The organism is Allobosea sp., assembly GCF_035944895.1.
Taxonomy (GTDB): Bacteria; Pseudomonadota; Alphaproteobacteria; order Rhizobiales; family Beijerinckiaceae; genus Allobosea.
This window is the reverse complement of sequence record NZ_DASZAT010000005.1, coordinates 950,001-976,677: the sequence shown is the minus strand read 5'-3', so window position 1 is coordinate 976,677 and position 26,677 is coordinate 950,001. Positions and strand designations below refer to the sequence as shown.

23 protein-coding genes and 2 riboswitches are annotated in these 26,677 nt (G+C 67.0%); of the genes, 17 read left to right on the top strand and 6 right to left on the bottom strand.

Annotated elements, in window-relative coordinates; genetic code table 11:
- Nucleotides 1-53: 53 nt before the first annotated feature.
- A riboswitch (glycine riboswitch) is annotated at nucleotides 54-152 on the bottom strand.
- Nucleotides 153-156: 4 nt separating this feature from the next.
- Nucleotides 157-256: riboswitch (glycine riboswitch) on the bottom strand.
- Between the two features lie 76 nt (nucleotides 257-332).
- Both VGV58_RS06900 and VGV58_RS06895 read right to left on the bottom strand, forming a co-directional pair.
- Complete coding sequence (locus VGV58_RS06900; protein WP_326873228.1) at nucleotides 333-953, bottom strand: hypothetical protein; 621 nt, start codon at nucleotides 951-953, stop codon at nucleotides 333-335.
- Nucleotides 950-1,468 (bottom strand): invasion associated locus B family protein, encoded by a 519-nt coding sequence (locus VGV58_RS06895; protein WP_152016886.1) that lies wholly within the window; start codon nucleotides 1,466-1,468, stop codon nucleotides 950-952. The genes VGV58_RS06900 and VGV58_RS06895 overlap by 4 nt, the downstream gene beginning before the upstream one ends.
- A gap of 368 nt (nucleotides 1,469-1,836) precedes the next feature.
- On the opposite strand from VGV58_RS06895, the gene coxB reads away from it, so the two are divergent.
- The 12 genes from coxB (at nucleotide 1,837) to VGV58_RS06835 (ending at nucleotide 14,865) form a co-directional block, all read left to right on the top strand.
- Entirely contained in the window at nucleotides 1,837-2,718 is an 882-nt protein-coding gene (coxB, locus tag VGV58_RS06890; protein ID WP_414643888.1) for a cytochrome c oxidase subunit II, read from the top strand.
- A gap of 56 nt (nucleotides 2,719-2,774) precedes the next feature.
- Nucleotides 2,775-4,409: a cytochrome c oxidase subunit I gene (gene ctaD / locus VGV58_RS06885; RefSeq protein WP_326873227.1), complete on the top strand. Its 1,635-nt coding sequence runs from the start codon at nucleotides 2,775-2,777 to the stop codon at nucleotides 4,407-4,409.
- A gap of 135 nt (nucleotides 4,410-4,544) precedes the next feature.
- Complete coding sequence (locus VGV58_RS06880) at nucleotides 4,545-5,501, top strand: heme o synthase (protein ID WP_326873226.1); 957 nt, start codon at nucleotides 4,545-4,547, stop codon at nucleotides 5,499-5,501.
- Nucleotides 5,498-5,674, top strand: coding sequence for a hypothetical protein (locus VGV58_RS06875; protein WP_326873225.1), 177 nt, complete (start codon nucleotides 5,498-5,500; stop codon nucleotides 5,672-5,674). Before VGV58_RS06880 ends, VGV58_RS06875 begins: the two co-directional genes overlap by 4 nt.
- Nucleotides 5,675-5,678: 4 nt before the next feature.
- Nucleotides 5,679-6,257, top strand: coding sequence for a cytochrome c oxidase assembly protein (locus VGV58_RS06870; RefSeq protein ID WP_326873224.1), 579 nt, complete (start codon nucleotides 5,679-5,681; stop codon nucleotides 6,255-6,257).
- Between the two features lie 50 nt (nucleotides 6,258-6,307).
- The gene (locus VGV58_RS06865; RefSeq protein ID WP_326873223.1) at nucleotides 6,308-7,165 is read left to right on the top strand and encodes a cytochrome c oxidase subunit 3; all 858 of its coding nucleotides are present in this window, start codon (nucleotides 6,308-6,310) and stop codon (nucleotides 7,163-7,165) included.
- Nucleotides 7,166-7,240: 75 nt separating this feature from the next.
- Nucleotides 7,241-7,615, top strand: a complete 375-nt coding sequence (locus VGV58_RS06860; protein ID WP_326873222.1) for a DUF983 domain-containing protein — start codon at nucleotides 7,241-7,243, stop codon at nucleotides 7,613-7,615.
- Nucleotides 7,612-8,379, top strand: a complete 768-nt coding sequence (locus VGV58_RS06855; protein ID WP_326873221.1) for an SURF1 family protein — start codon at nucleotides 7,612-7,614, stop codon at nucleotides 8,377-8,379. Before VGV58_RS06860 ends, VGV58_RS06855 begins: the two co-directional genes overlap by 4 nt.
- Nucleotides 8,380-8,502: 123 nt before the next feature.
- A complete protein-coding gene (gene thrC / locus VGV58_RS06850) occupies nucleotides 8,503-9,918 on the top strand; it encodes a threonine synthase (RefSeq protein ID WP_326873220.1) in 1,416 nt (471 codons plus the stop codon).
- On the top strand, nucleotides 9,915-11,258 hold the full coding sequence (locus tag VGV58_RS06845; protein ID WP_326873219.1) for a M16 family metallopeptidase: 1,344 nt from the start codon (nucleotides 9,915-9,917) through the stop codon (nucleotides 11,256-11,258). Before thrC ends, VGV58_RS06845 begins: the two co-directional genes overlap by 4 nt.
- A gap of 5 nt (nucleotides 11,259-11,263) precedes the next feature.
- Nucleotides 11,264-11,875, top strand: coding sequence for a GNAT family N-acetyltransferase (locus VGV58_RS06840; RefSeq protein WP_326873218.1), 612 nt, complete (start codon nucleotides 11,264-11,266; stop codon nucleotides 11,873-11,875).
- A gap of 137 nt (nucleotides 11,876-12,012) precedes the next feature.
- A complete protein-coding gene (locus tag VGV58_RS06835; protein WP_326873582.1) occupies nucleotides 12,013-14,865 on the top strand; it encodes an EAL domain-containing protein in 2,853 nt (950 codons plus the stop codon).
- A 119-nt stretch (nucleotides 14,866-14,984) separates the two neighbouring features.
- Here the strand turns inward: VGV58_RS06835 and VGV58_RS06830 are convergent, their stop codons facing one another.
- Nucleotides 14,985-15,605 (bottom strand): YqgE/AlgH family protein, encoded by a 621-nt coding sequence (locus VGV58_RS06830; protein WP_326873217.1) that lies wholly within the window; start codon nucleotides 15,603-15,605, stop codon nucleotides 14,985-14,987.
- Between the two features lie 211 nt (nucleotides 15,606-15,816).
- Here VGV58_RS06830 and VGV58_RS06825 point away from each other — a divergent pair, with 211 nt between their 5' ends.
- The 5 genes from VGV58_RS06825 to VGV58_RS06805 all read left to right on the top strand — a co-directional run bounded on the left by VGV58_RS06825 (nucleotide 15,817) and on the right by VGV58_RS06805 (nucleotide 24,144).
- Nucleotides 15,817-16,656 carry a protein-disulfide reductase DsbD domain-containing protein gene (locus VGV58_RS06825; RefSeq protein ID WP_326873216.1) on the top strand — a complete coding sequence of 280 codons (840 nt, stop codon included), beginning with the start codon at nucleotides 15,817-15,819 and terminating at the stop codon, nucleotides 16,654-16,656.
- 99 nt (nucleotides 16,657-16,755) lie between these two features.
- Nucleotides 16,756-17,241 (top strand): peroxiredoxin, encoded by a 486-nt coding sequence (locus tag VGV58_RS06820; RefSeq protein WP_326873215.1) that lies wholly within the window; start codon nucleotides 16,756-16,758, stop codon nucleotides 17,239-17,241.
- Between the two features lie 151 nt (nucleotides 17,242-17,392).
- A complete protein-coding gene (locus VGV58_RS06815) occupies nucleotides 17,393-17,842 on the top strand; it encodes a GNAT family N-acetyltransferase (protein ID WP_326873214.1) in 450 nt (149 codons plus the stop codon).
- Nucleotides 17,843-18,002: 160 nt separating this feature from the next.
- Nucleotides 18,003-22,892, top strand: coding sequence for an autotransporter domain-containing protein (locus VGV58_RS06810; RefSeq protein ID WP_326873213.1), 4,890 nt, complete (start codon nucleotides 18,003-18,005; stop codon nucleotides 22,890-22,892).
- Nucleotides 22,893-23,121: 229 nt separating this feature from the next.
- The gene (locus tag VGV58_RS06805; protein ID WP_326873212.1) at nucleotides 23,122-24,144 is read left to right on the top strand and encodes an LLM class flavin-dependent oxidoreductase; all 1,023 of its coding nucleotides are present in this window, start codon (nucleotides 23,122-23,124) and stop codon (nucleotides 24,142-24,144) included.
- A gap of 9 nt (nucleotides 24,145-24,153) precedes the next feature.
- Here the strand turns inward: VGV58_RS06805 and rnhA are convergent, their stop codons facing one another.
- Genes rnhA through ispH form a run of 3 tightly spaced genes read right to left on the bottom strand, consistent with a single transcriptional unit; the run spans nucleotide 24,154 to nucleotide 26,548 of the window.
- Nucleotides 24,154-24,600, bottom strand: coding sequence for a ribonuclease HI (gene rnhA, locus VGV58_RS06800; protein WP_152016869.1), 447 nt, complete (start codon nucleotides 24,598-24,600; stop codon nucleotides 24,154-24,156).
- On the bottom strand, nucleotides 24,597-25,562 hold the full coding sequence (locus VGV58_RS06795; RefSeq protein WP_326873211.1) for a homoserine kinase: 966 nt from the start codon (nucleotides 25,560-25,562) through the stop codon (nucleotides 24,597-24,599). Before VGV58_RS06795 ends, rnhA begins: the two co-directional genes overlap by 4 nt.
- Before the next feature lie 14 nt (nucleotides 25,563-25,576).
- Nucleotides 25,577-26,548, bottom strand: coding sequence for a 4-hydroxy-3-methylbut-2-enyl diphosphate reductase (gene ispH, locus VGV58_RS06790; protein WP_326873210.1), 972 nt, complete (start codon nucleotides 26,546-26,548; stop codon nucleotides 25,577-25,579).
- Nucleotides 26,549-26,677: the final 129 nt, after the last annotated feature.

Genomic DNA, 26,677 nt, shown 5'->3' with positions numbered 1-26,677 from the left:
CCCTCAACAGAATCGAGCGCGAGCCCCGGACGGATTCGTCCGGAGCGCGCCCCCTCTGTCTCGGGACCTGAGAGATTTCCCCGCCGGGCCGAAGCCTGAGGCGGGTTACCCCCGTCGGTGGGCGAGCTTCAAAAGCCCGCCGCTTTCCAGAGCGCCAATTCCCACGCGGTCCGTTTGCCTGAGCGTTTCCGGGGCGGTTGCGCCTTCGGCGCCGGGTCCGGACAAGTCCGGCCCCGGTCTCTCCCGCGGGGATGATGCGGCTGAGCCAGCAATAGACGAGCGGGGAGCCGAGTCAATCGGCCCACCCGCGTGAATTTACGGCAGTATGCCGCTTACCTGCGTCGACGCCGCGCCGGCTCGCCGCCGCCACCCGGATTAAGGCCGACGACGATCTCGACCTCGCCGGCCCCTGCGGGAACCGAGATGTTGCTCTCGACATGCGAGAAGTCGGCGCCGGTCTGGCCGCTGGGGATGGCACCGCCGACGCGGGACGCGCGGCGCGCGATCACCTGATTGTTGCGCATCACCTGCGTGTACAGCGTCGCGCCATAGTTGCCGGGGCTGCCGGCGGGCCCGATCAGGATACGCCCTTCGACACCGACCTTGAGGGTGAAGGCGCCGTCCTTGCCGGTCGGCGTGCATTCGCGCGCGACGGTGTTGATCGAGACCTGGCTGCGCAGGCTGCCGCTGTCCTGACCCGACTGGGCGCGGATCGCCGCGCCGCCATCGGAGATGATCACCTGCGGGCAGATGAAGTTCGCCTCGTCGTCCTGGGGCAGCTGATCGACCGGCGGCGGCGTGGTCGACTGGAACATCAGGATATTGCCGAGCTTCTGCGTGGCGCTGGGCTCACCCGTGCCCGACGAGCCGGAGGAACCGCAGCCGGCGAGCGCCAGCGCCAGAGCGGCAGGCAGAGCGAACCGGCCGAAGCGGCCAGCAAAGCGATCAATCACGGCAAAGCCTCCACACCAGGGCCGAATCCGTTGAGCGAAACCGGAATTCCGACCCCCTCCTCCGGCGTCTGAAACACGATGAATGTGGCGCTCTTACCAGTCTTGAGCTGGCCGAGCAGCGTATCGTCCATCACCACCTCGGCGACGCAGCCCGTGGTCAGGCAGCGCACGAAGCCGGCGCGGCCGATATCCTTGTCGTCGATCTTGAGGCCGAGGCCGGAGGGGAGCAGCACGCCGAGCGGGGCGACAACGCGCAGCAGGCGGCTCTTCTGGTCGGCCGTCTTCAGCACGATGACGAGCAGCGTCAGATTCGGCCGGTCCTCGGCGGCGACGTTCTGCACGAGCGCGCATTGCTCGGCCTTGGCACCCGGCGGCGTCTCGCAGCGCATCTGCCAATCGCCATGGGTGGAACGTACCGCGCCTTGCGCATGGGCTGGCGTGGCCGAGAGCCAGCCGCAGCCGATGACGGCAAGCGCCGCGGCCACGGGACCGATCAATGAGCGCATCCCTGTCATCCTCTCCTTACAAGTGTGGGAATGTGCGCACACCCACACGTAAACGGCGCCCCCGCCACGCGAGAATGCGTTCCGACCATGCGTCCCGATTCCTGTCAAGGCGAAGGATCACGCGCGTCCGCGCGGCAGACTCGCGGCAGACTCCCTGCAAACGGCGCAGATCGGCCGCCCGGCGCCCATGCGCTCGTCGCGTACTTATGCCGCACGGGCTGCGTCACAGCCTGTCATTGCCCCACTGGCGCAAGCGTGATCTTTGATTTATCGCAATGCCGAAGAACCGGGCCGGTCAGACGTGACCTCCCCGGCGCGCGCCTGTCTTAAGCTGACGAAGGCGGATCGCGCGGCATCAAAGGAGCTATGTCGGACCGATGCGATTTGTGACCACTCCTCTCAGGAACGCGCTGGCGGCCCTTGCTGCTGCCCTGGTAGCGTTTTCGCCGGCCGTCGCATCGGCCCAGAACGGCATGCCGCAGCCTTGGGAGATCAATCTCCAGCCGGCCAATTCCGAGGTCATGACGTTCATCCACTGGTTCCATGACTGGGTGAACGTCCTGATCTTCATCATCACGCTCTTCGTGCTGGGGCTGCTGATCTATGTCGCCTGGCGCTTCAACGAGAAGCGCAACCCGGTCGCCTCGAAGACGACGCACCACGCCTTGCTCGAGGTCGCCTGGACGATCGTCCCGGTCCTGATCCTGGTCGTGATCGCCATTCCCTCGTTCCGCCTGCTCAAGCTGCAGCTCGAAATTCCGCAGGCCGACATGACCGTGAAGGTCACCGGCAAGCAGTGGTACTGGTCCTATGAGTACCCGCAGGAAGGCGGCAGCTTCGGCTTCGATTCGCTGATGCTCGACGAGAAGCAGCGCGCCGAGGCGATCTCGTCGAAGAAGATCGCCGAGGCCGAGGCGCCGCGCCTGCTCGCAGTCGACAACGAGGCGGTCGTGCCGGTCGGCAAGATCGTCCGCCTGCAGATCACCGGCGCCGACGTCATCCACAAGTTCGCGCTGCCGGCCTTCGGCGTGAAGATCGACGCCATCCCCGGCCGCCTGAACGAAACCTGGTTCAAGGCCGATCGCGAAGGCATCTTCTACGGCCAGTGCTCGTTCATCTGCGGCCAGAACCACGCCTTCATGCCGATCGCCATCCGCGTCGTCAGCCAGGAGCGCTACACGGCCTGGCTCGCGGAAGCGAAGCAGAAGTTCGCCAATGCCGCCGACGCCACCAGCAAGGTCGCCGAAGCGGCCCGCTGAACCCGACATCTTGAAAGAACTCACGCGAACCGCATTCGCAGGAGGAGACGAATTCCATGGCTACCGCGGCTCCCCACGCCCACGGGCATGACGACGCCCACGCCCACGAGCACCACACCCCGACGGGCTGGCGCCGCTGGCTGCTCTCGACCAACCATAAAGACATCGGCACGCTCTATCTGATCTTCTCGATCATCGCAGGCCTGATCGGCGGCTTCCTGTCGATCATGATGCGCATCGAGCTGCAGCAGCCGGGCCTGCAGATCTTCGCCAACGGCCAGAGCTACAACGTCTTCGTCACCGGTCACGGCCTGATCATGATCTTCTTCATGGTCATGCCCGCCGTCATCGGCGGCTTCGGCAACTGGTTCGTGCCGCTGATGATCGGCGCGCCGGACATGGCCTTCCCGCGCATGAACAACATCTCGTTCTGGCTGACGGTCGCGGGTCTGATCCTGCTGCTGATCTCGATGTTCGTCGAAGGCGCCCCCGGCGCGCACGGCGTCGGCACCGGCTGGACGATCTATCCGCCGTTCTCCTCGACAGGCCATCCCGGCCCGTCGGTCGATTTCGGCATCCTGTCGCTGCACGTTGCCGGTGCGGCCTCGATCCTGGGTGCGATCAACTTCATCACGACCATCCTGAACATGCGCGCGCCTGGTATGACCATGCACAAGATGCCGCTGTTCGCCTGGGGCGTGCTGGTCACCGCCTTCCTGCTGCTGCTGGCGCTCCCGGTCCTCGCCGGCGCGATCACCATGCTGCTGACCGACCGCAACTTCGGCACGACCTTCTATGACCCGGCCGGCGGCGGTGACCCGGTGCTCTACCAGCACCTGTTCTGGTTCTTCGGCCACCCCGAAGTGTACATCATGATCCTGCCGGCCTTCGGCATCGTCAGCCACATCATCTCGACCTTCTCGAAGAAGCCGATCTTCGGCTATCTCGGCATGGCCTACGCCATGGTCGCGATCGGCGTGGTCGGCTTCATCGTCTGGGCCCACCACATGTACACGGTCGGCCTGTCGCTCAACACGCAGCGCTATTTCGTCTTCGCGACGATGGTGATCGCGGTTCCGACGGGCGTGAAGATCTTCTCCTGGATCGCGACGATGTGGGGCGGCTCGCTCCGCTTCACCGCGCCGATGGTCTGGGCGATCGGCTTCATCTTCCTGTTCACCGTCGGCGGCGTCACCGGCGTGGTGCTGGCCAATGCCGGCCTCGACCGCTCGCTGCACGCGACCTACTACGTGGTGGCGCACTTCCACTACGTGCTGTCGCTCGGCGCGGTGTTCGGCATCTTCGCGGGCTTCTACTACTGGTTCCCGAAGATGAGCGGCTACATCATCCCGGACTGGATCGGCCGCCTGCACTTCTGGGTCGCCTTCATCGGCGCGAACCTGCTGTTCTTCCCGCAGCACTTCCTCGGCCTGTCCGGCATGCCGCGGCACTATGTCGACTATCCCGACGCCTTCGCCCACTGGCATTTCTGGTCGTCGATCGGTTCGTACATCTTCGCGGCCGGCCTGCTGGTGTGGCTCTACGGCATCGTCGTCGCCTTCACCCGGAAGGAACTCGCCGGCAACAATCCGTGGGGCGAAGGCGCGACCACGCTGGAATGGACCCTGTCCTCGCCGCCGCCCTTCCACCAGTTCGAGACGCTGCCGCGCATCACCGGCTCGGACCACTGAACACACCGGCGGCGGGCCAAAAGCCCGCCGCCGCCCCTCCCCCGAGCGCCTGATCCAAGGCGTTCCGGAGACGGGCGAATCCCGCAAGCGACACCCGATTGAGGTGTCTTCGAACGTTGAAGTGAACGAGTTTCGATGTCTGCTGCCTTCGATCAGATCACCCAGGCTGACGACGGCGTCTCGCTGAGTTCCCCCGGCGAGGCGCAGGACTTCTTCGCGCTGCTCAAGCCGCGGGTGATGTTCCTCGTGATCGTGACGGCGCTCGGCGGCATGGTCGCAGCGCCGGGAGCGGTCAATCCGGTCATCGGCTTCGCCGCGCTGCTGGCGATCTCGGTTGGCGCCGGCGCCTCGGGCTGCCTCAACATGTGGTGGGACGCCGACATCGACGCGGTGATGGCGCGCACCGCCAACCGGCCGATCCCCGCCGGCCGCATCCTGCCCTCCGAGGCCCTCGCCTTCGGCCTGACGCTCTCGATCGGCTCCGTGCTGGTGCTCGGCCTCATCGCCAACCTGCTCTCGGCGGCGATGCTGGCCTTCACGATCTTCTTCTACGCCGTCGTCTACTCGATGTGGCTGAAGCGGGCGACGCCGCAGAACATCGTCATCGGCGGCGCTGCCGGCGCCTTCCCGCCGATGATCGGCGAAGCCGTGGTCACCGGCGATTTCGGCCTGACCTCGATCGTCCTGTTCGCCATCATCTTCCTGTGGACGCCGCCGCATTTCTGGGCGCTCGCTCTGGTGAAATCCGGCGACTACGCCCGCGCCGGCATCCCGATGCTGCCGAACGTCGCCGGCCCGGCCGCGACTCGTCGCCAGATCGTCGCCTATACGCTGGTGCTGGCTCCGGTCGCGGTGCTGCCGGCCCTGATGGGCTTCGGCGGCCTCATCTACCTGGTCGTCTCGGTCGTCACCGGCCTCGCCATGATCGGCCTGTCGCTGCGCGTGCTGAAGGTCACCGAAGGCGAGGCGGCCAACAAGGCGGCCTATGCCCTGTTCGGCTTCTCGATCCTCTATCTCTTCCTGCTCTTCGCCGTGCTGCTGGCAGAGAATGGCCTCGGCCTGATGTGGGCCCTGCCCAAGGTGCTGGGATGAGCCAGGACCCGCAGAACCGCAAACAGCCCCCGGCGGCGTTCTCGCCGGAGGACATGGCCAGGCGCAATCGCCGCTCGATCGCGCTCGCGCTCGTCCTCGGCGGCCTGGTGGTCTTCTTCTTCATCGTGACGCTGGCCAAGACCGGGCCGGCGATTCTCAACCGGCCGCTGTGACGCGATGAGCGCTGCTTCCCGCAACCGTCGCACCGTCCTCGCCTGCAGCGCCGCCGTGCTCGCCATGACCGGGCTCTCCTTCGCCGCCGTGCCGCTCTACAACCTGTTCTGCAAGGTCACGGGCTTCGCCGGTACGCCGATGGTCGGCACCGCGGCCACCGGCAAGACCAGCGAGCGGATCGTCCAGGTCTCGTTCGACGCCAATGTCGCTCCAGCGCTGGGCTGGCGCTTCGAGGCGGAGAAGACGGAGATCAGGGCGCAGGTCGGCGTGACGCAGACGGTGTTCTACAAGATCACCAACACGTCCTCGCGGCCGATGACCGGGATCGCGACCTACAACGTCCAGCCGAACCAGTCGGGCGCCTATTTCGTCAAGATCCAGTGCTTCTGCTTCACCGAGACGACGCTGCAGCCCGGCGAGACCCTGGAAGCGCCCGTGGTGTTCTACATCGATCCCGAGATCGAGTTGAACCGCGAGCTCGCCAGCCTGAAATCGATCACCCTGTCCTACACCTACTTCCCGTCGAAGAACGGGCAGCCGGTGGCGGAAAGCAAGGGTGACGGCAACCAATCGAAACTATAAAGCTGCGCGAGAAGCGCTGCACTTGATACGGACGCGGAGACTTAAGCACGATGGCCGGGGCTCATACCAAGAACCACGACTACCACCTCGTCGATCCGAGCCCGTGGCCGATCGTCGGCGCCGCCAGCGCGACCATCATGGCCATCGGCGCGGTGATGTGGATGAAGGCGCTGCCGATCGCCGGCATGACCGTCGGCCCGCTGGTCTTCGGCGTCGGCCTGCTCGGCGTGCTCTACACCATGCTCGCCTGGTGGATGGACGTGACCCGTGAAGCCGAGCGCGAGGGGCATCACACCCGCGTGGTGCAGCTGCACCATCGCTACGGCATGATGATGTTCATCGCCTCCGAGGTGATGTTCTTCGTCGCCTGGTTCTGGGCTTATTTCGATGCGAGCCTGTTCACCGGCGAGCACATCCAGTTCGCCCGCGCCGAATTCACCGGCGGGCACTGGCCGCCGAAGGGCATCGAGACCTTCGACCCCTGGCACCTGCCGCTGCTCAACACGCTGATCCTGCTGACCTCCGGCACGACCGTGACCTGGGCGCATTACGCGCTGATCCAGGGCGACCGGAAGAGCCTGAAGCAGGCCCTGTGGCTCACCGTGATCCTCGGCATCCTGTTCACGCTGTGCCAGGCCTACGAGTACTCGCACGCCGCGTTCGCCTTCAAAGGCAACATCTACGGCGCGACGTTCTTCATGGCGACCGGCTTCCACGGCTTCCACGTCATCATCGGCACGATCTTCCTGGCGATCTGCCTGTGGCGCGTCTATCTCGGCCACTTCAAGCCGGACCAGCATCTCGGCTTCGAGTTCGCCGCCTGGTACTGGCACTTCGTCGACGTGGTCTGGCTGTTCCTCTTCGCCTCGATCTATGTCTGGGGCGCCGGAGCGCCGGCAGCACACTGAGTTTCAGGCCGGAAGCGGCCGCGAACCTTCAAAGGGGCGGCCGCGAGGCCGCCCTTTCCATTTGAGGAGCCCGCCATGGCGCAGCCGCAGATCACCCCGCCCTCGCCCTATTCGACGGGCTTGACCGGCCGCTGCCCGCGCTGCGGCGAGGGCAAGCTGTTCGACGGCTATCTCAAGCTGAAGCCGCGCTGCGCCGCCTGCGGGCTGGACTTCGCCTTCGCCGATTCGGCCGACGGGCCGGCGGTGTTCATCATGCTGATCGCCGGCTTCTTCGTGCTCGGCCTCGCGCTCTATGTCGAGATCGCCTACACCCCGCCGATCTGGCTGCATCTCCTGCTCTGGCTGCCGCTGGCGCTGATCACCTGCCTCGGGCTGCTCAGGCCGATGAAGGGGCTCGCCGTCGCCTTGCAATATGCCCACAAGGCCGAGGAAGGCAGGTTGAAGAAGTGAGCGGACAGCCTTCCCCTGTCTCCCGGCCGAACCTCCTGCTGCCGGCCGTGCTGACCGTCATCGGTGTCGGCGTGCTCTTCACACTCGGCGCCTGGCAATGGCATCGCATGGACGAGAAGCGCGCCTTCATCACGCGGCTGGAAACGCAGGCGCAGGGCCCTGCTGCGCCACTACCGCCAGCTGGCGACTGGCAAAAGCTCGATCCGGCAGCGTTGGACCTGACGCGGTCGACCGCCACCGGAACCTATCTCGACGGCATCGCCGGTGTGCGCACCACCATCGCCGCCGGACCGCCCGGCTCGCGCCAGCTCTCCGGCTTCGGCCGCTGGGTCTTCCAGGGACTTCGGCTGGCGGACGGCGCGACGATCCTGGTCAATCGCGGCTTCGTGCCGGAAAGCCGCTTCGCGGCGATCACGCCAGCCTCTGGTCAGGCGACGGTGACAGGCTTCCTGCGCGCGCCGGAGGCCCGCAACAGCTTCACCCCGGCCGATCTGCCACAGCAGCGCGAGTTCTATACGCGCGATCCCGCCGGCATCGCCGCAGCACTGGGCATCGGGGCAGCCGCTCCCTTCTATCTCGAGGCCGAGCGCCAGGGTGACGGGTTGACGCCGCCGGCCGGCGTCGACGCCAAGGAACTGATCGCCCGCATCCCGGACAACCATCTGCAATATGCCCTGACCTGGTGGGGGCTCGCACTGACGCTGATCGGCGTGTTTGCGGCCTATGCCTGGCAGGCGCGCAAGAGATCTGATCCGGAAAGCTGAGGCGCACCGATTTGCGCCCGAGCATCGAGGAAACCTGCAAGGCAAGGCAGGTTTGCGCAGCCGGACTTTGCCCTCCCCCGCCAACGGGCCTATAGGATCAGCACGACATCAGAGATCATCACCGTGCTGCATATTTCGACCCGCGGCGAAGCGCCGTCGCTCTCCTTTGCCGATGCACTGCTCGCCGGACTCGCCCGTGACGGCGGCCTCTATCTGCCGCAGGCCCTGCCGCGCTTCAGTGCGCAGGAGATCGCCGGCTTCGCCGGCAAACCCTATGCCCAAGTCGCCGAGCGCGTCCTCGGTGCGCTGGCCGATGGCGACATCGCCGCTGATGCGCTGAAGGCCATGATCGGCGAGGCCTATGGCACCTTCCGCCATCCGGCCGTCTGCCCGCTCGTCCAGCTCGGCGACAACCTGTTCTCGCTCGAGCTCTTCCACGGTCCGACGCTCGCCTTCAAGGACGTGGCGATGCAGCTGCTCGGCCGGCTGATGGACCATGTCCTGGCCCAGCGCGGCGAGCGCGCCACCATCGTCGGTGCGACCTCGGGCGACACCGGCGGCGCCGCCATCGACGCCTTCAAGGGGCTGGAACGCGTCGACGTCTTCATCCTCTACCCGCATGGCCGCGTCTCCGACGTGCAGCGCCGGCAGATGACCACGGTCGAGGCTGACAACGTCCATGCCATCGCGGTCGAGGGCACCTTCGACGACTGCCAGAACCTGGTGAAGGCGCTGTTCAACCACCACGCCTTCCGCGACGAATTGCGCCTCTCCGGCGTCAACTCGATCAACTGGGCAAGGATCGCGGCGCAGGTCGTCTACTACTTCACCGCGGCGGTCGCGCTCGGCTCGCCGCACCGGCCGGTCTCCTTCGCGGTCCCGACCGGCAATTTCGGCGACATCCTCGCCGGCTGGATCGCCAAGCAGATGGGGCTGCCGATCGGCCGCCTGATGGTCGGCACCAACAGCAACGACATCCTCGCCCGCACGCTGGAGACCGGCGTCTACGAGATGCGCGGCGTCGCGGCGACGACCTCGCCGTCGATGGACATCCAGATCTCCTCGAATTTCGAGCGGCTGCTGTTCGAGGCACATGGCCGCGACGGCGCCGCCGTGCGCCGGCTGATGCAGTCGCTGGCGCAGTCCGGCCGCTTCGAGATCGCGCCTGAGCCGCTCGCCCGCATCCGCGCCGATTTCGATGCAGTCTCGCAGGACGAGGCCGTGATCGCGGCCGAGATCGGCACGACCTGGCGCGAGGCCGGCTACCTGCTCGACCCGCATAGCGCCATCGGCGTCGCCGCCGCCCGCAAGCTGCTCGCGGCCGATCCAGCCACGCCGGTCGTTGCGCTCGGCACCGCCCATCCCGCCAAGTTCCCGGCGGCCGTCGCAGCGGCGAGCGGCGTCACGCCCGCCCTGCCCGCGCATCTTTCCGACCTGATGGAGCGCAAGGAGCGCTTCAGCCTGCTGCCGAACGACCAAGGCAAGCTCGAACGCTTCATCGCCGAGCGGGCCCGGGCGGTCAGGAGTGCCGCGGCATGACGGCAGGCAAGACACTCAAGGCCAAGATCGAGAAGCCGGTGAAGCCGGGCGAAGCCGGCCATGACCCGGCCGTCAGCCTGACGACGCTGCCGTCGGGCCTGCGCATCGTCTCCGAGCGCATGGCCCATGCCTCGACCGTCTCGCTCGGCATCTGGATCGGCGCCGGCGCGCGCGACGAGCTGCCGCACGAGCACGGCCTCGCCCATCTGCTCGAGCACATGGCGTTCAAGGGCACGGCGCGGCGCACCGCCTTGCAGATCGCCGAGGAGATCGAGAGTGTCGGCGGCGACCTCAATGCCGCGACATCGGTCGAATACACCTGCTACACCGCCCGCGTGCTCGGCCAGGACCTGCCGCTGGCAGTCGACATCCTCGCCGACATCCTGACCGCCCCCGCCCTCAGCGCGGAGGAACTGGCGCGCGAGAAGGGCGTGATCCTGCAGGAGATCGGCGCCGTGCAGGATACGCCGGACGATCTGGTCTATGACCGCTTCCTGCAGGCAGCCTTCCCGGAGCAGCCGCTCGGCCGGCCGATCCTCGGCACGGCGGAAACCGTGAAGAGCTTCACGCCGGAGGCGATCCGCGCCTATCTCGGCCGGCATTACCACGCCGGCAACATGGTGCTGGCCGCCGCCGGCGCCGTCGACCATGACGAATTGGTCGCCCTGGCGGAACAGGCGCTCGCAGCGCTGCCGGCACGGCCCGCCGCCACGCCCGCGCCGCGCATGCCGGCCGCCTATCAAGGTGGCGAAGCGCGCATCGACGGCGACGAGGAACAGGTCCATATCGTCCTCGGCTTCCCCGGCAAGCCGTTCACCAACGGCGTCCACTATCCGCTGCAGATCTTCTCGGCCGTGCTCGGTGGCGGCCTGTCGTCGCGCCTGTTCCAGGAGGTGCGCGAGCGCCGCGGCCTCGCCTATGCGGTCGACGCCTTCCACTGGCCCTTCTCCGATTGCGGCGTCTTCGGCATCAGCGCCGGCACCGCGCCGGACGATGTCGGCGAACTGGTCGAGGTCGCGCTCGACTGCCTGAGCCAGGCCGCTCGCGATGTCAGCGAAGCCGAGGTCGCCCGGGCAAGGGCGCAGATGAAGGTCGGCCTGCTGGCCTCGCTCGAAAGCCCTGGCGGCAAGCTCGAGCAGATGGCGCGGCAGGTGCTGGTCTTCGGCCGGGCGATCCCGCGCGAGGAGCTGGCGCGCCGGCTGGACGCGGTCAGCCTCGCCGATGTGCGGGCTGCCGGTGAAGGCCTGCTCGGCGGCGTGGTCACGGTCGCGGCTGTCGGCCCGCTCGACGGCCTTGCTCCGGCGACGGCCGTGCGCGCGCTGCTGGCGCGAGCCGCCTGACGGCCATGGCTCTCTTCCGCTTCGCCACCGATCCGCCGGCGCGGCCGCTGATCAGGACGCAGAACCTGATCCTGCGTGCCCCGCTCGCCGGCGACTATTCGGCCTGGGCGAATCTGCGGATGGAGAGCCGCGACTTCCTCACCCCCTGGGAGCCGGTCTGGACCGAGGATGATCTGTCCCGCGCCTCGTTCCGCCTGCGGGTGAAGCGCGCGGCCCGCGAGATCGCGACCGACGAAGCCTATTCCCTGTTCGTCCTCGACGCCCGCTCGGAGACGCTGCTCGGCGGACTGACGCTGGGCCTCGTCAGGCGCGGCGTCGCCCAGGCCTGCACGCTCGGCTACTGGATGGGCCAGCGCCATGCCGGCAAGGGCCACATGACCGAAGCGGTGCGCGGCGCGCTCGTCTTCGCCTTCTCCGAACTCGCTCTTCACCGCGTCGAAGCCGCCTGCCTGCCGCATAACGAGCCCTCGCGCCGACTGCTGGAGCGCATCGGCTTTGCCCGCGAGGGCGAGGCGCGCGGCTATCTGCGCATCAACGGCGTCTGGGCCGACCATCTGCTCTACGGCATCCTCGCCTCCGAGCTGCGCCGCCCCGCCGAAACCGATCGCAAGCTGTGAACAGGCCGGCATTGCCTTGCCCTCGCCACTCCGCGCCGATACCACTGACCGTCACGCCTGAAGAGTTTCCCGCAGAGCCCATCTTGTCAGCGACACCACGTTTCCTCCGGTCCGGCATCGCCGTCCTCGGCCTCCTGATGCTGGCGCTGCTTTCACTGCTGCGACCGGCACTGGCCGTCGAGGCTCAGCGCGTGCCGCTCGACGTGCCCGTGCTCGACCTCACCGACGTGGTCGAACGCAACAAGGCCGATGGCGACGTCATCCAGATCTCGACCGCGCCGGGTACCGACGGCATCGTCCGGCGCATCGCTGTCCGGGCGCGCGAATCCGGAGCGAGGCCGGACTGGATCGTCTTTGCGCTGACCAATGATTCCGACGAGCAGATCGACCGGCTGCTGGTCGCGCCCTTCCATCGCCTGATCGGCTCGGGTGTGGTCTGGCCCGATCTCGGCGACCGCCGCATCGAGGCCATCACCGCGAGCCAGGGCCTGCGGCCCGAGCGCGAGGAAGCGCCCGACGCCGACATCTTCCAGATCACGCTCGACCCCGGCACCACCGTCACCTTCGTGGCCGAGCTGAAATCGCCGAACCTGCCGCAGCTTTATCTGTTCGAGCCGGAGGCCTATCGCCAGAAGACCAACGGGCTGACGCTCTACAAGGGCATCATCATCGGCATTGCCGGCCTGCTGGCGCTGTTCCTGACCATCATCTTCGTGGTCAAGGGCGCGGTGATCTTCCCCGCCGCAGCGGCACTGGCCTGGGCGGTGCTGGCCTATGCGGGCCTGGATTTCGGCTTCTTCCAGCGCATCTTCCCACTGACGCCGGCAATCGAGCGAATCTACCGCGCCGGCGCCGAGGTGGTGCTGGCGGCGACGCTGGTCGTCTTCCTCTTCGCCTATCTCAACCTGTCGCGCTGGCATGTGCGCTACAGCCATATCACCATCATCTGGATCCTCGGCCTTGCCGGGCTTGTCGGACTTGCGGTGTTCGATGCGCCGATGGCGGCCGGCATCGCCCGCATCTCGATCGCGGCCGTCGCGACGATCGGCTTCGTGCTGATCCTGCACCTCGCCACCCATGGCTATGAACGGGCGGTGATGCTGATCCCGACCTGGTTCCTGCTGCTGGTCTGGGTGACGGCGGCCGGTTTCACCGTGATCGGCCAGGTCACCCGCGACCTCGTGCCGCCCGCCCTGATCGGCGGCCTGGTGCTGATCGTGCTGCTGATCGGCTTCACCGTGGTGCAGCACGCCTTCGCCGGCGGCGCGCTGGCGCAGGGGCTGGTCTCCGATACCGAACGGCGCGCGCTCGCGCTCTCCGGCTCGGGCGACCTCGTCTTCGACTGGGACGTCTCGGCCGACAAGATCTTCGTCTCGCCGCAGGCCGAGATCCTGCTCGGCCTGTCCAAGGGCGCGCTCGAAGGCTCGGCCGCGCGCTGGCTCGAACACATGCACGTCGCCGACCGCGACCGCTACCGGGTCTCGCTCGACGCGGTGATCGAGCAGCGCCGCGGCAAGCTGCAGCTCGATTTCCGCCTGCGCGCCGCCAACGGCGCCTATCATTGGTTCAGCCTGAAGGCCCGGCCGGTGATCGGCTCCGACGGCGAGGTCATCCGCGTCATCGGCACGCTCGCCGATGTCACCGAGCAGCGTACCGCCCAGGAGCGCATGCTGCACGATGCCGTGCACGACAACCTGACCGGCCTGCCCAATCGCGAGCTCTTCCAGGACCGGCTCACCGCCGTGTTCGGCTTCAGCCGCGCCGATGACGCCATCCGCCCGACCGTCATCGTCATCGATATCGACCGCTTCAAGCAGGTCAACGAATCGGTCGGCTTCTCGGCCGGCGATTCGATCCTGCTGACGCTGGCGCGCCGGCTCGGCCGGCTGCTGCGGACACAGGACACGCTGGCGCGAATCGGCGGCGACATCTTCGCGATGATCATCGTCTCGGAGAGCGATCCCGAGCGCATCCTGGCGCTGGCCGAGCTGATCCGCCGCGCCGTCTCCACGCCGATCACCTTCGCCGAGCGTGAAATCGTATTGACGCCCTCGATCGGGCTCACCCTCTTCGACGGCACGCCGACGGCACGCAAGGACGACGCGCTGAAGAATGCCGAGCTCGCCATGGCACATGCCAAGAACCAGGGCGGCAATCTCGTCGAGGTCTTCGTCCCGGCGATGCGCAGCGACCGCAACGACCGGCTCGCGCTCGAAAGCGACTTGCGCCGGGCGATCGAGCGCGGCGAGATCCAGGTGATGTACCAGCCGATCGTCAGGCTGGAGGACCGGACCATTGCCGGCTTCGAGGCGCTGATGCGCTGGGACCATCCGCGCGAGGGCCGGCTCTTGCCGCAGGACTTCCTCGCGATCGCCGAGGAGAGCGGACTGATCGTCGATCTCGGCGTCTATGTGATGGACCGCACCGCGCGCGAGCTCGCCGCCTGGCAGGCGGCGCTCGAAGTCGAGCCGCCGATCTTCGCCAGCGTCAACGTCTCCAGCCGCCAGCTTCTGCGCCACGACCTGCTGAAGGACGTCAAGGCCGTGCTGGCGCGCCGGCGCGTACTGCCGGGCACGCTCAAGCTCGAGATCACCGAAAGCCTGGTGATGGAGAACCCGGAATATGCGGCGCAGATGCTCAGCCGCATCCGCGACCTCGGCGCCGGCCTGTCGCTCGACGATTTCGGAACGGGGTATTCCTCGCTGTCCTATCTGCAGCGCTTCCCGTTCGACACGATCAAGATCGACCAGAGCTTCGTGCGCCAGATGGGCAACGGCAAGCCGCCGGTGATCCTGCGCTCGATCGTCCAGCTCGCGGCCGACCTGCAGATGGATGTGGTCGCGGAAGGCGCCGAGACCGAATCGGACGCGATCGAGCTCTACCAGCTCGGCTGCCAGTACGCGCAGGGCTACACCTTCGGCCAGCCGATGACGGCGGCGGAAGCGCGCCGGCTGGTGGGAGCGTCGAGCTCGTCCTTCGAGGCGGCGTAAACGTCGCGCGTCATTCTCGGGCGAAGCGAAGCGCAGACCCGATAATCTCCTGACGAGGACGTTCTATCGGCGCCTTCCACGGCCTGAGATGCTCGGGTCCAGCCCGAGCATGACGCATGTCAGGCGTGCCCGGCATCCTTCGACAGGAAAGCCTGATCGATGCCGAGCTTGCCGAGCGCGCGGGCATATTTGGTGTCGAGCGCGTCGTCGAAGAGCAGCGCCTCATCGGCGGCGCAATGCAGCCAGCCATTGGACTGGATCTCGGATTCGAGCTGCCCCGCTCCCCAGCCGGCATAGCCGAGCGCCAGCACCGCATTCTCCGGCCCGGTGCCGACGGCGATGGCGCGCAGGATATCGAGCGTCGCGGTCAGGCAGATGCCGTCATCGATCGGCAGCGTCGCGGATTCCAGGAAGAAATCGGCGCTGTGCAGGACGAAACCACGCTTGGTCTCGACCGGCCCGCCGCGCAGCACCTTCATCCTCTCGGCCTGGCTCGGCAGACGGATCGCCTGGTCGGACGGGATGACGTCGAGCTGGACGAGCAGTTCCGGAAAGCGCGTATCGGCGGCAGGCTTATTGACGATGATGCCCATCGCGCCGTCTTCGGAATGGGCGCAGAGATAGACGACGCTGCGGACGAAGCGCTGGTCGCTCATGCCCGGCATGGCGATCAGGCACTGCCCGTCGAGATAGCTGCGGCCGCTGATGCGCTGGTTCGATCCGAGATTCATGGTGCCCATGCTACGGCATGTTCGGCCGGTGTGGGAACATTTTTGGCTCGCCGGCAAGCCGAGGATATTCAGGCTTAGCCGGATGGCTCTCCGGGATGCTTCTCCGCCCCCGCCGCAATGCTGGCGCAAAGCTGGCCATGCTTGGCTGCAATGCCGATCCCGGATCACAGCGCCGGTACCGGCCTCGCAAAACGCGGCTGGATCACCTAAATCAGACCACGTGAAAACGGTCACGACCCTCTCCTTCCTCGCCGCGCTGGCGCTCGGCACCCCGGCTTCCGCCCAGGACGCCGCGGTTTCGCCGTGGTCGAAAGCCGCATACTCGTCGATGCGCCTGATCGCGGGCGCGACTGCGCCTTCGGGCAAGCAGCGCGTCGGCGTCGAGATCACGATGTCGCAAGGCTTCAAGACCTATTGGCGCAGTCCCGGCGATGCCGGCGTGCCCCCGGTCTTCGACTGGAGCGGCTCGGAGAATGTCGGCGGGCTCGATGTGCGCTGGCCGACCCCGGAGCGCTTCGAGGACGGCGCCGGCTCCGGCATCGGCTATGTCGGCGAGGTGGTGGTGCCGGTCTCGGTCCAGCCGATCGATCCGGCGCGGCCGGTTACCGTGGTGCTGAAGCTCGACTACGCGGTCTGCGACAAGATCTGCGTTCCCGCCAAGGGCGAGGCGCGGCTGTGGCTGGAACCGGGCGTCACCTCGGTGACCTCGCCGCGGCTGGAGCAGTTCGAGGCGCGGATTCCGCACGCGGTCAAGCTGGGCGCGACGGATGACCGCCTATCGATCCTGGAGGTCACCCATAGCGACGCCGCGGTGAAGCTGCTGCTGAAGGCCCCCGATGGCGGTTCGGTCGACGACGTCTTCGTCGAGGGCGCCGGCATGTGGTCCTTCGGCCGGCCGATGCTCACGCCGCAGCCGGACGGGACCGTCGCCGCGAAGCTCAAGATCGTCGAACGCCCCAAGGGCGCGACCGGTCCCACCCCCCTGATCATCACCGTGCGCGGCAAGCCGCAGGCGGTCGAGACGCGGCTCGAACTCGACATCGGCAGCGCGAAGCCGTAACCCTGCCCGTCGAAGCGGCACGACGCCGCGCTCGTATTGGCGCGAATTCTGATCGTTCGACCATTCTGGCCGAACGGAAAGCGCGCAGGAGACATGGCGATGGCGATCAAGGTCGGTGACAAGCTTCCGCAGGCGACGTTTCGCGTGATGACGGCCGACGGGCCAGCAGCCAAGACCACGGACGACCTGTTCAAGGGCCGCAAGATCGTGCTCTTCGCCGTGCCGGGCGCCTTCACCCCGACCTGCCACAAGAACCATCTGCCGGGCTATGTGAACAAGGCGGCCGAGATCAAGGCCAAGGGCGTCGAGGAGATCTTCGTCACCGGCGTCAACGACGTCTTCGTCATGGACGCCTGGTCGAAGGCGACCGGCGGGGCCGGCGTCATCACCTTCCTCTCCGATGGCAATGCCGACTTCGCCAAGGAGATCGGCCTGTCGATGGACGGCTCGGGCTTCGGCCTCGGCACCCGCTCGCAGCGCTATTCGATGGTGGTCGAGGACGGCGTCGTCACCGCGCTGAACGTCGAGGATGCGCCGGGTAAGGCCGATCTCTCCGGAGCCGAGGCGATGCTGAACCAGCTCTGAGCTGCTTCGGCACACGGTCTTCGAGCCCGCGCCTCCGGCGCGGGCTTTTTCATGTCCAGCACCAAATCCGATCGATCCGATCTGCGCTTGTCATGAGACAGCGCCCAAAGCCGCCGCTAGCCTCCCGAGAAAATCGAGGAGACACCGCGCCATGTCAGAGATCAGCATCCGCCCGCTCACGGCCAATGATCGCGCCGCCTGGGAGCCGCTCTGGCAGGGCTATCTCACCTTCTACAAGGCCTCGCTGACGCCGGAGACGAGCGACACGACCTTCGCGCGCCTGACCGGCGGGCAGGAGCCGATGGGCGGCTTCATCGCCGAGCGCGACGGCAAGGCGCTCGGCATCGTCAACTACGTGCTGCACCGCACGACCTGGAGCCAGAAGGAGATCTGCTATCTGCAGGATCTCTTCACCAGCGAGGAGGCGCGCGGGCATGGCGTCGGCCGCAAGCTGATCGAGGCCGTCCGGCAGATGGCGGAAACGAAGGGCCTGTTCCGCGTCTACTGGCAGACGCATGAGAGCAACCTGCAGGCGCAGGAACTCTACGACAAGGTCGCGCAGAAATCCGGCTTCATCGTCTACCGCCAGCCGCTGGGCTGAGCGACGGGGCCGCCCTGCTCTCGATCCGCTCGAACAGTCGCCTTGTCGCGAATCCACGGCAAATCCGCCACACTCGATCGATTTGCCGGGTTGTGAACGGCTGTTCATTGCCTTGCCGGTGCCCTGGCGTAAGCCTTCCGCAGCGGCCGGGGGACAAGACGTGGCTCTACCGATTTTCGACGGACGATGGGGCGGCCTGGCCCTGCGGCTGGCGCTGCTCGCCGGCACGGCGCTCGTCGCGCCTGCCCACGCTCAGAATGCGACCTGGCACACGGCGCCGATCTCGACCAATTTCAATGCCGGCCTAAACTGGGACACCGGATTTCGGCCGACCGGCACGGCCTTCTTCGGCACGTCGACGATTACGAACCTGTCGTTCGCGAACGATGTGACCATCGGCGAATGGACGTTCAACGCCAATGCCGCGAACTACAGCTTCAACAACAACCGGGCGCTCGAGTTCACCGGAGCGGGTATCGTCGTCAACGGCGGCAGCGCGACCATCAGCAACAGCGGAGACCTCTATTTTCGGAACGCCAGCTCTGCGGGCAGCGCCTCGATCACGAACAGCTTCTTCACGGAGTTCCACGACACCAGCACGGCCGGCAACGCCACCATCACCAACATGGCTTACCTGCTGTTCTATGACGACAGCACAGCCGGCAGCGCGACAATCGTCAACACTGGTGCCGGCCTGCTCAACTTCCACACGTCGAGCACGGCTGGAAACGCGTCCATCACCAACAATGGCAGCCTGAGCTTCTACGACACGAGCAGCGCCGGCAGCGCCACCATCACCAACAAGAACAGCCTGATCTTCTATGACAGCAGCTCGGCCGACAGCGCGACCATCGTCAATGAGAGCAGCCTGATCTTTCGCGGCTTCAGCACGGCTGGCACGGCGACGATCACCACGGCTGCCGGGGCGACGACCCAGTTCATCGCCGCCGGCAGCAGCGCCGGGGCGCGCTTCATCACCCAGGCCGGCGGCACGGTCGATATCTCGGATCCCGCCGGATTGGCCGCGATGACGGCAGGCTCGATCGAGGGCGCCGGCAACTACGTGATTGGCGCCAAGCAGTTCACGGTCGGCTCGAACAATCTCTCGACCGAGGTGAGCGGCGTCATCTCCGGCAGCGGCTCCTTGGTCAAGACGGGCACGGGCACGCTGACCTTATCGGGGGTCAGCACCTATAGCGGCGCGACCACGGTGAGCGGCGGAACGCTCCTGATTACCGGAAGCATTGCATCGGGCACGGTCACCAACGCGGCTACGCTGTACTACGCAGACCACGCCAGCGCCGGCAGCGCCACCATCATTAACAGCTATGTCCTTAGCTTCATCAACGACAGTACGGCCGGCAGCGCCACCATCACCAACAACAGCATCACCGGCTTCAGCGACGCCGCCACGGCCGGCAGCGCCATTATCACCAACAACGACCGCCTTCAGTTCTCCTTCAGCAGCACGGCCGGAAACTCCACCATTACCAACGCCGGCTCCCTAATTTTCTACAGCATGAGCACGGCCGGGAGCGCCAACATTACGAACAACAACAATTTCTGGATCTTGTTTCGCGACTTCAGCACGGCGGGGAACGCCACCATTACCAACAACAGCGGTGGGGATCTGATTTTCGACCACGCCAGCACGGCAGGCGATGCCGCCGTCACCAACAGCGGCAATCTGCGATTCTACGGCACCAGCACGGCGAGCAGCGCGACCATCACCAATAATCGGGTTGTGGGCTTCTACGATACCAGCACGGCGGGCAATGCCACCATCACCAACAGCAACCACCTGAGCTTCGACAACGCCAGCACAGCTGGCAGCGCCACCATCACCGGCAGCGGCGGAATGGCATTCTTAGGCAGCAGCACAGCCGGCAGCGCCATCATCACCACCAGCGGCGGAATGGCATTCTTAGGCAGCAGCACAGCCGGCAGCGCCACCATCACCAGCAACTACAGCCTTATTTTCTTCAACGTCAGTACGGCGGGCGGCGCCACCATCACCAACAACAGCGATCTGTATTTCTACGATACCAGCACGGCGGGCAACGCCGCGATCACCAACAATGCCGGTAGAACGGTCGATTTCTCGGGCAGCACCGGCCCGAACGGCGACCGCAAGCTGAGCGCGGGGTCGATCGCAGGCGCCGGCAATTACGTCCTCGGCGCCAATGAGCTGACGATCGGCTCGAACAATCTCTCGACCGAGGTGAGCGGCGACATCTCCGGCGCCGGCGGCTCGCTGGTCAAGACCGGCACGGGCACGCTGATCCTGACCGGAGCCAAGACCTATACCGGCGGCACGACGATCTCGGCCGGCACGCTCCAGTTCGGCAACGGCGTGTCGAGCGGCAGCATCAATCTGGCCGGCAGCGTCAACGTCACCGGCGGCACGCTGGCGATCCAGGCGCCGACGACCCTGAGCGTCGCCCAGACCGTGACGTTCGGCGATAGCACCACGCTGTCCATCGCCGCCGGCACGGGCAGCCCCGCGCTCTCCGCCAACAGCATGACGATCGGCAACGGCGTCACCTTCAACCTCGGCGGCATCAGCGATGCGAGTCAGCTCGACATGGTGCTGATCGACACCGCATCCGGCATCAGCGGCGACTTTGCCAGCATCAGCGTCGGCGGCTTCAGCGGCACGGTGGACTACCTCACCCTCTCCACCCGCAAATCCGATAACGGCCTGCAATATCTCGCCAGCTATGGCCTGGCCTGGAGCGCCCACAACAATCTCGCTCACGGCACCTTCACGCTGACCAACGCCACCGACAGTTTCACGGTCGGGGCGGTGCTGGCCGATCAGGCGGCGAACCCTGCGACCGGCTGGAACGGCACCTCGCTGACCAAGGCCGGCGCCGGCACGCTGATCCTGACCGGAACCAATACCTATACCGGCGGAACGACGATCGCGGGCGGCACGCTCCAGATCGGCAATGGCGGCACGACCGGCTCGATCCTCGGCGACGTCGTCAACAATGGCCAGCTCGTCTTCAATCGCAGCGGCTCGCTCGGCTTCAGCGGCGCCATCAGTGGCACGGGCGGGCTGACCAAGACCGGGACCGGCACGCTGACCCTGTCCGGCACCAACACCTATTCCGGCGCGACCTCGATCGAGGCCGGCGCGCTCTTCATCGACGCTGCACGGGCGATGTCAGCGGCGTCGGACTACGCGGTGGCCTCCGGCGCGACGCTGCAGATCAGCGATGGGCTGGGTAGCGTGACCGCCGCATCGATCGCTGGCGCGGGCAATATCCAGATCGGTACCGGCACGACATTGAAGGCCGGCGGCAGCAACGCCTCGACGACCTTCTCCGGGTCAATCAGCGGCAATGGCGGGCTCGACAAGACCGGCACCGGCACGCTGACGCTGACCGGAACCAACACCTATACCGGCAGCACGAAGGTCTCCGGCGGCAAGCTGGTGGTGAACGGCTCGATCGCGAGCTCGGTGACACTGGACGGCGGCACACTCGGCGGCTCCGGCACCATTGGCGGCGTGAGCGTCGGCAGCGGCGGCACGATTTCGCCCGGCAACTCGATCGGGTCGCTGACCATCTCCGGCAATGTCGCCTTCGCCTCGGGCTCGACCTATCAGGTCGAGGTCAACGCCGCCGGCCAGAGCGACAGGATCGTGGCCTCCGGCTCGGCGAGCATTACTGGCGGCACGGTGCAGGTGCTGGCCGAGAACGGCAATTACGCGGCCGCGACCAGCTACACCATCCTGACCGCCTCGGGCGGGGTCAGCGGAACCTTCACCAGCGTCACCTCGAATCTCGCCTTCCTGACGCCGTCGCTGGCTTACGACAGCCAGAACGTGACGCTGACCATGACCCGCAACGGCAACTCCTTCGGCCCCGACAATGGCGGCGGCACAGCGGGCAACGCGGTCGCCGCCACCCGCAACCAGGGCTTCATCGCGATCGCGGCGGAGCGGCTGGGCGTGGGCAACCCGGTCTATGATGCGCTGATCTCGGCGACGGCGGCAGAAGCCCGCGCCGGCTTCGACCTGCTTTCGGGCGAGGCGCATGCGCAGGCGGTCGCGGTGATGATCGATGAGAGCCGGCTAGTGCGCGACACCATCCTCGGCCATCTGCGCGGGCCGCTGCTGACCGCGCCGGGTCAGCAGGTCGCGGGCGCCTTCACTGCCGACCTGCCGGGCCGCAAGGGCGGGGTCGTGATGCCCACCCCGGTGCCGCAGCCGCGCTATGCACTCTGGGGCACGGCCTTCGGCAGCACCGGCAACACCGACGCCGACGGCAATGCCGCCAGCATGAGCCGCCGCAGCGGCGGTGCGCTGCTCGGCGCCGATGTCATGGTCTACGACGCACCGGGCTCGTCGCTGAAGCTCGGCGTCGCCGGCGGCTACAGCCAGTCGCGCTTCGATCTCGATGCAAGGTTCTCCACCGGCAAGCTCGAGAGCGGCCACGCCGCGCTCTATGCCGGTGCCCGCTTCGGCAACCTGCGCTTCGACGCCGGCGCCGCCTACACCTGGTCCGAGAGCGACATCCGCCGCCAGGTCCAGATCCGCGGCTTCGGCGATCTGCTGCGGCTGCAGCGCCCGGGTTCGGTGACGCAAGGCTTTGCCGAGCTCGGCTATGCCTTCGCTTTCAGCGGCGTTGCGCTCGAACCCTTCGCGCAATTGGCGCTGATCCGGGTCAGCACGGACTCCGGCAGCGAGCGAGGCGGGGCTGCGGCCTTGCGCGTCCTCTCCAGCGACCAGACGCTCGGCTTCACCACACTGGGCCTGCGGGCCGAGGCGCAGCTCGGGGCGATGCCGCTGTTCGCGCGGGCCATGCTCGGCTGGCGCCACGGTTTTGGCGATCTCACGCCGCAGGCCCGCACCGCCTTCGTTGCCGGCACGACCCCGGCCCAGGTCTTCGCTGCCAAAATCGACCGCGAGGCCCTCGTCGCCGAAGCCGGGCTCGACTGGCGCATCTCGCAGGCCACCGCCCTCGGCCTGACCTACTCGGCCGCCATCGGCGAACGCTCCCGCGACCATGCCCTCAAGGGCAGGGTCGAAATGCAGTTCTAAAACGGCGGGTGGAGGAGTCATCGCTGGGCTGCCGCTGGTCATGCAAGCGGATGACCCAACGGTTGCGACCAGGATTGCATTGCGGCATTGGCTCCTGTGCACGGACGCCGCGGCAACCCGACGAATCCTCCCTATATGGTGACGAAGCACGCCCGGCGGCGATGGCCGCTCGGGCGTTTTCCTGTCGCGGATAGGCTCCGCGCTCTCGGTGGTTCACAGGCGTCATGCGATGAAAAAGATCGGCTTCCTGTCCTTCGGACACTGGACTCCCTCGCCGCAATCCCAGACCCGCTCGGCGGGCGATACGCTGCTGCAGTCGATCGATCTCGCCGTTGCCGCTGAAGAGTTGGGCGCGGACGGCGCCTATTTCCGGGTGCATCATTTCGCCCGCCAGCTCGCCTCGCCCTTCCCGCTGCTGGCCGCCATCGGCGCAAGGACCAGGCGCATTGAGATCGGCACCGCCGTCATCGACATGCGCTACGAGAACCCGCTCTACATGGCTGAGGATGCGGGGTCGGCCGACCTGATCGCCGGCGGGCGGCTGCAGCTCGGCATCAGCCGCGGCTCGCCCGAACAGGTCATCGATGGCTGGCGCCATTTCGGCTACCAGCCGGCCGAGGGGCAGAGCGACGCCGACATGGCGCGCCGCCACACCGAGGTCTTCCTCGACGTGCTACGCGGCGAGGGTTTTGCGCAGCCCAATCCGCGCCCGATGTTCCCCAATCCGCCCGGCCTGCTGCGACTGGAGCCCCATTCCGAGGGCCTGCGCGAGCGCATCTGGTGGGGCGCCTCCTCCGACGCCACCGCCGTCTGGGCGGCGAAAGCTGGCATGAACCTGCAGAGTTCGACGCTGAAGACCGACGAGAGCGGCGAGCCCTTCCACATCCAGCAGGCCAAGCAGATCCGCGGCTACAGGCAGGCCTGGAAAGAGGCCGGTCACACGCGCGAGCCGCGCGTCTCGGTCAGCCGCAGCATCTTCGCCTTGGTCGACGACCGCGACCGCGCCTATTTCGGCCGCGGCAATGAGAGTGACGACTCGATCGGCTACATCGACGACAGCACGCGCGCGATCTTCGGGCGCAGCTATGCGGCCGAACCCGACAAGCTGATCGACGAGCTGAAGCGGGACGAGGCGATCGCCGAGGCGGACACGCTGCTATTGACGGTGCCGAACCAGCTCGGCGTCGCCTACAACGCCCATGTCATCGAGGCGATCCTGAAGCACGTCGCGCCAGGGCTCGGCTGGCGCTGAGCGTGCGCCTCACCGCCCCGGCTTGAACGGCGCCATCCCTGCCCGCGCCAGCGCGTCGGCGCGCTCGTTCATCTCGTCGCCGGCGTGGCCCTTGACCCATTTCCACTCGATCTTGTGCTGCTTCAGCGCGGCATCGAGGCGCTTCCAGAGCTCCTCGTTCTTGACCGGCTTGCGATCGGCGGTCTTCCAGCCGTTCTTCTTCCAGCCATGGATCCAGCTGGTGATGCCCTGGCGCAGATACTGGCTGTCGGTGTGGAGCGCGACGGTGCAGGGCCGGGTCAGCGTCTCCAGCGCCGAGATCGCACCCATCAGCTCCATGCGGTTGTTGGTGGTCAGCGCCTCGCCGCCGGAAAGCTCACGCTCCTTGCCCTTGTAGGACAGGATCGCGCCCCAGCCGCCGGGGCCCGGATTGCCCGAGCAGGCGCCGTCAGTCCAGACTTCAACTGGATCAGTCATCGGCGCAGCCCATATTCTCTGGTGTCGCTCACGCGCTGGTGGAAGACGAGCTTGCGGTCGTATTCGAGCGGATCATGCGGCTTGACCAGCGCGCCTGGCGGCACGTTGAGCCAGTCGACCAGCCGGGTCAGCAGGAAGCGCAGCGCCGAGCCGCGGCAGAGCGCCGGCAGGGCCGCGACCTCGGCTTCATTCAGCGGGCGAACGCTCTCATAGCCGGCCAGCATCGCCTGGCCCTTGGTCAGGTTGAACGAGGAATCGGTCTCGAAGCACCAGGAATTCAGGCAGATGGCGAGGTCGTAGGCATAGGCGTCAGTGCAGGCGAAATAGAAGTCGATGACGCCCGACAGCTTCTCGCCGATGAAGAACACGTTGTTCGGGAAGAGATCGGCATGGATAACCCCGCCGGGCAGGTCCTTCGGCCAACCGGCCTCATGCACCGCGATCTCGGCCATGACCCGCCGCGCCAGCCCGGGCGAAACCTTGTCGGCATCGGCCCCGGCCTGCTCGGCGAGCGGACGCCAGCCCGGCACCGAGAGCGCGTTGACGCGCTTCATCGAAAAATCTTCGCCGGCGCGGTGCAGCAAAGCGAGCGCGCGCCCGACCTCGCCGCAATGGCCGGCGCCGGGGCGGCGCACCGAGAGGCCGTCGAGGAAGCTGACGATCGCGGCCGGGCGGCCAGCGAGCGTGCCGAGCGCCTGGCCCGAGGCGTCGAGCACCGGCACCGGGCAATTGAGCCCGCGCCCGGCGAGGTGCTGCATCAGCTCGATGAAGAACGGCAGGTCGGCCGGTTTCACCCGCTTCTCGTAGAGGGTGAGGATGTAGAAGCCCCGCGTCGTGTGGACGAGGTAGTTCGAGTTCTCGACCCCCTCGGCGATGCCCTTGGCGGAGAGGAGGTCGCCGATGCCGTAGCGCGCCACGAAGGCGGCCATCTCGTCATCGGGCACTTCGGTATAGACGGCCACGCTGGATACTCAGCTCACTCGGCTGCGTTGGGGGCAGGCTCGCGCAGTTCGCGCGGCAGCGGGAAGAAGACGCTCTCGTCGGCGGTCGAGACCGTCTCGACCGTGACCTCGTAGCGCTCGGCGAAGGCGTCGATGATCTCCTCGACCAGCACCTCCGGCGCACTGGCGCCGGCGGTGATGCCGAGGCGGCGGATGTCGCCGAAGAGCGACCAGTCGATCTCGTTGGTACGCAGCACGAGGCGCGAAACCGGGCAACCGGCACGCTCGGCGACCTCGCGCAGGCGCTGCGAGTTGGAGGAATTCGGCGAGCCGACCACGATCAGCCCGTCGACCAGCGGCGCGACGCGCTTGACCGCCTCCTGGCGGTTGGTGGTGGCGTAGCAGATGTCTTCCTTGTGCGGGGCGATCAAGGCTGGGAAACGCGCCTGCAGCGCCTGCACGATCTCGCGGGTATCGTCGACCGAGAGCGTTGTCTGCGTGACATAGGCGAGGTCCCTGCCCTCGGGCGGGGTCAGTCTCGCGACATCGTCGAGCGTCTCGATCAGCGTGATCGCGCCTTCGGGCAGCTGCCCCATCGTGCCGATCACCTCGGGATGGCCGGCGTGGCCGACCAGGAGGATGTGCCGGCCGCGCTTGTGATGGACCTCGGCCTCGCGATGCACCTTGGTGACCAGCGGACAGGTCGCGTCGATGTGAAAGAGATTGCGGGCCTGTGCCTGCGCCGGCACCGATTTCGGCACGCCATGGGCGGAGAAGATCACCGGCCGGGTCGCATCCGGCACCTCGGAAAGTTCGGCGACGAAGACCGCGCCCTTCCGCTTCAGCGACTCGACCACGTATTTGTTGTGCACGATCTCGTGGCGCACGAAGACCGGCGCGCCATGCAGGGCCAGCGCCTTCTCGACGGCGTCGATCGCCCTGACCACGCCGGCGCAGAAGCCGCGCGGGGCGCAGAGCAGGATGTCGAGCGGCGGCTTGGCGGTCACTGGGGCGCTGGTTCCAAAGGGATCGCGCCTTCTTTTCTGTCTGGCGCCGGCGATGTCAAGGAAGCCTGGCGACGCACAGCCTTGTGCCATGCGCGGCAGCCCCTCGCAGGATACGAGGATAAGCCCTAC

What these genes read in the sequence shown, in the direction of transcription:
- VGV58_RS06840 (WP_326873218.1), top strand. Translation starts at nt 11,264, where the DNA reads ATGGCTCTCTTCCGCTTCGCCACCGATCCGCCGGCGCGGCCGCTGATC.
- VGV58_RS06870 (WP_326873224.1), top strand. Translation starts at nt 5,679, where the DNA reads ATGAGCGCTGCTTCCCGCAACCGTCGCACCGTCCTCGCCTGCAGCGCC.
- VGV58_RS06815 (WP_326873214.1), top strand. Translation starts at nt 17,393, where the DNA reads ATGTCAGAGATCAGCATCCGCCCGCTCACGGCCAATGATCGCGCCGCC.
- VGV58_RS06860 (WP_326873222.1), top strand. Translation starts at nt 7,241, where the DNA reads ATGGCGCAGCCGCAGATCACCCCGCCCTCGCCCTATTCGACGGGCTTG.
- VGV58_RS06830 (WP_326873217.1), bottom strand. Translation starts at nt 15,605, where the DNA reads ATGGGCACCATGAATCTCGGATCGAACCAGCGCATCAGCGGCCGCAGC.
- VGV58_RS06875 (WP_326873225.1), top strand. Translation starts at nt 5,498, where the DNA reads ATGAGCCAGGACCCGCAGAACCGCAAACAGCCCCCGGCGGCGTTCTCG.
- VGV58_RS06835 (WP_326873582.1), top strand. Translation starts at nt 12,013, where the DNA reads ATGCTGGCGCTGCTTTCACTGCTGCGACCGGCACTGGCCGTCGAGGCT.
- VGV58_RS06820 (WP_326873215.1), top strand. Translation starts at nt 16,756, where the DNA reads ATGGCGATCAAGGTCGGTGACAAGCTTCCGCAGGCGACGTTTCGCGTG.
- ctaD (WP_326873227.1), top strand. Translation starts at nt 2,775, where the DNA reads ATGGCTACCGCGGCTCCCCACGCCCACGGGCATGACGACGCCCACGCC.
- VGV58_RS06895 (WP_152016886.1), bottom strand. Translation starts at nt 1,468, where the DNA reads ATGACAGGGATGCGCTCATTGATCGGTCCCGTGGCCGCGGCGCTTGCC.
- VGV58_RS06865 (WP_326873223.1), top strand. Translation starts at nt 6,308, where the DNA reads ATGGCCGGGGCTCATACCAAGAACCACGACTACCACCTCGTCGATCCG.
- rnhA (WP_152016869.1), bottom strand. Translation starts at nt 24,600, where the DNA reads ATGACTGATCCAGTTGAAGTCTGGACTGACGGCGCCTGCTCGGGCAAT.
- VGV58_RS06880 (WP_326873226.1), top strand. Translation starts at nt 4,545, where the DNA reads ATGTCTGCTGCCTTCGATCAGATCACCCAGGCTGACGACGGCGTCTCG.
- coxB (WP_414643888.1), top strand. Translation starts at nt 1,837, where the DNA reads ATGCGATTTGTGACCACTCCTCTCAGGAACGCGCTGGCGGCCCTTGCT.
- VGV58_RS06805 (WP_326873212.1), top strand. Translation starts at nt 23,122, where the DNA reads ATGAAAAAGATCGGCTTCCTGTCCTTCGGACACTGGACTCCCTCGCCG.
- VGV58_RS06845 (WP_326873219.1), top strand. Translation starts at nt 9,915, where the DNA reads ATGACGGCAGGCAAGACACTCAAGGCCAAGATCGAGAAGCCGGTGAAG.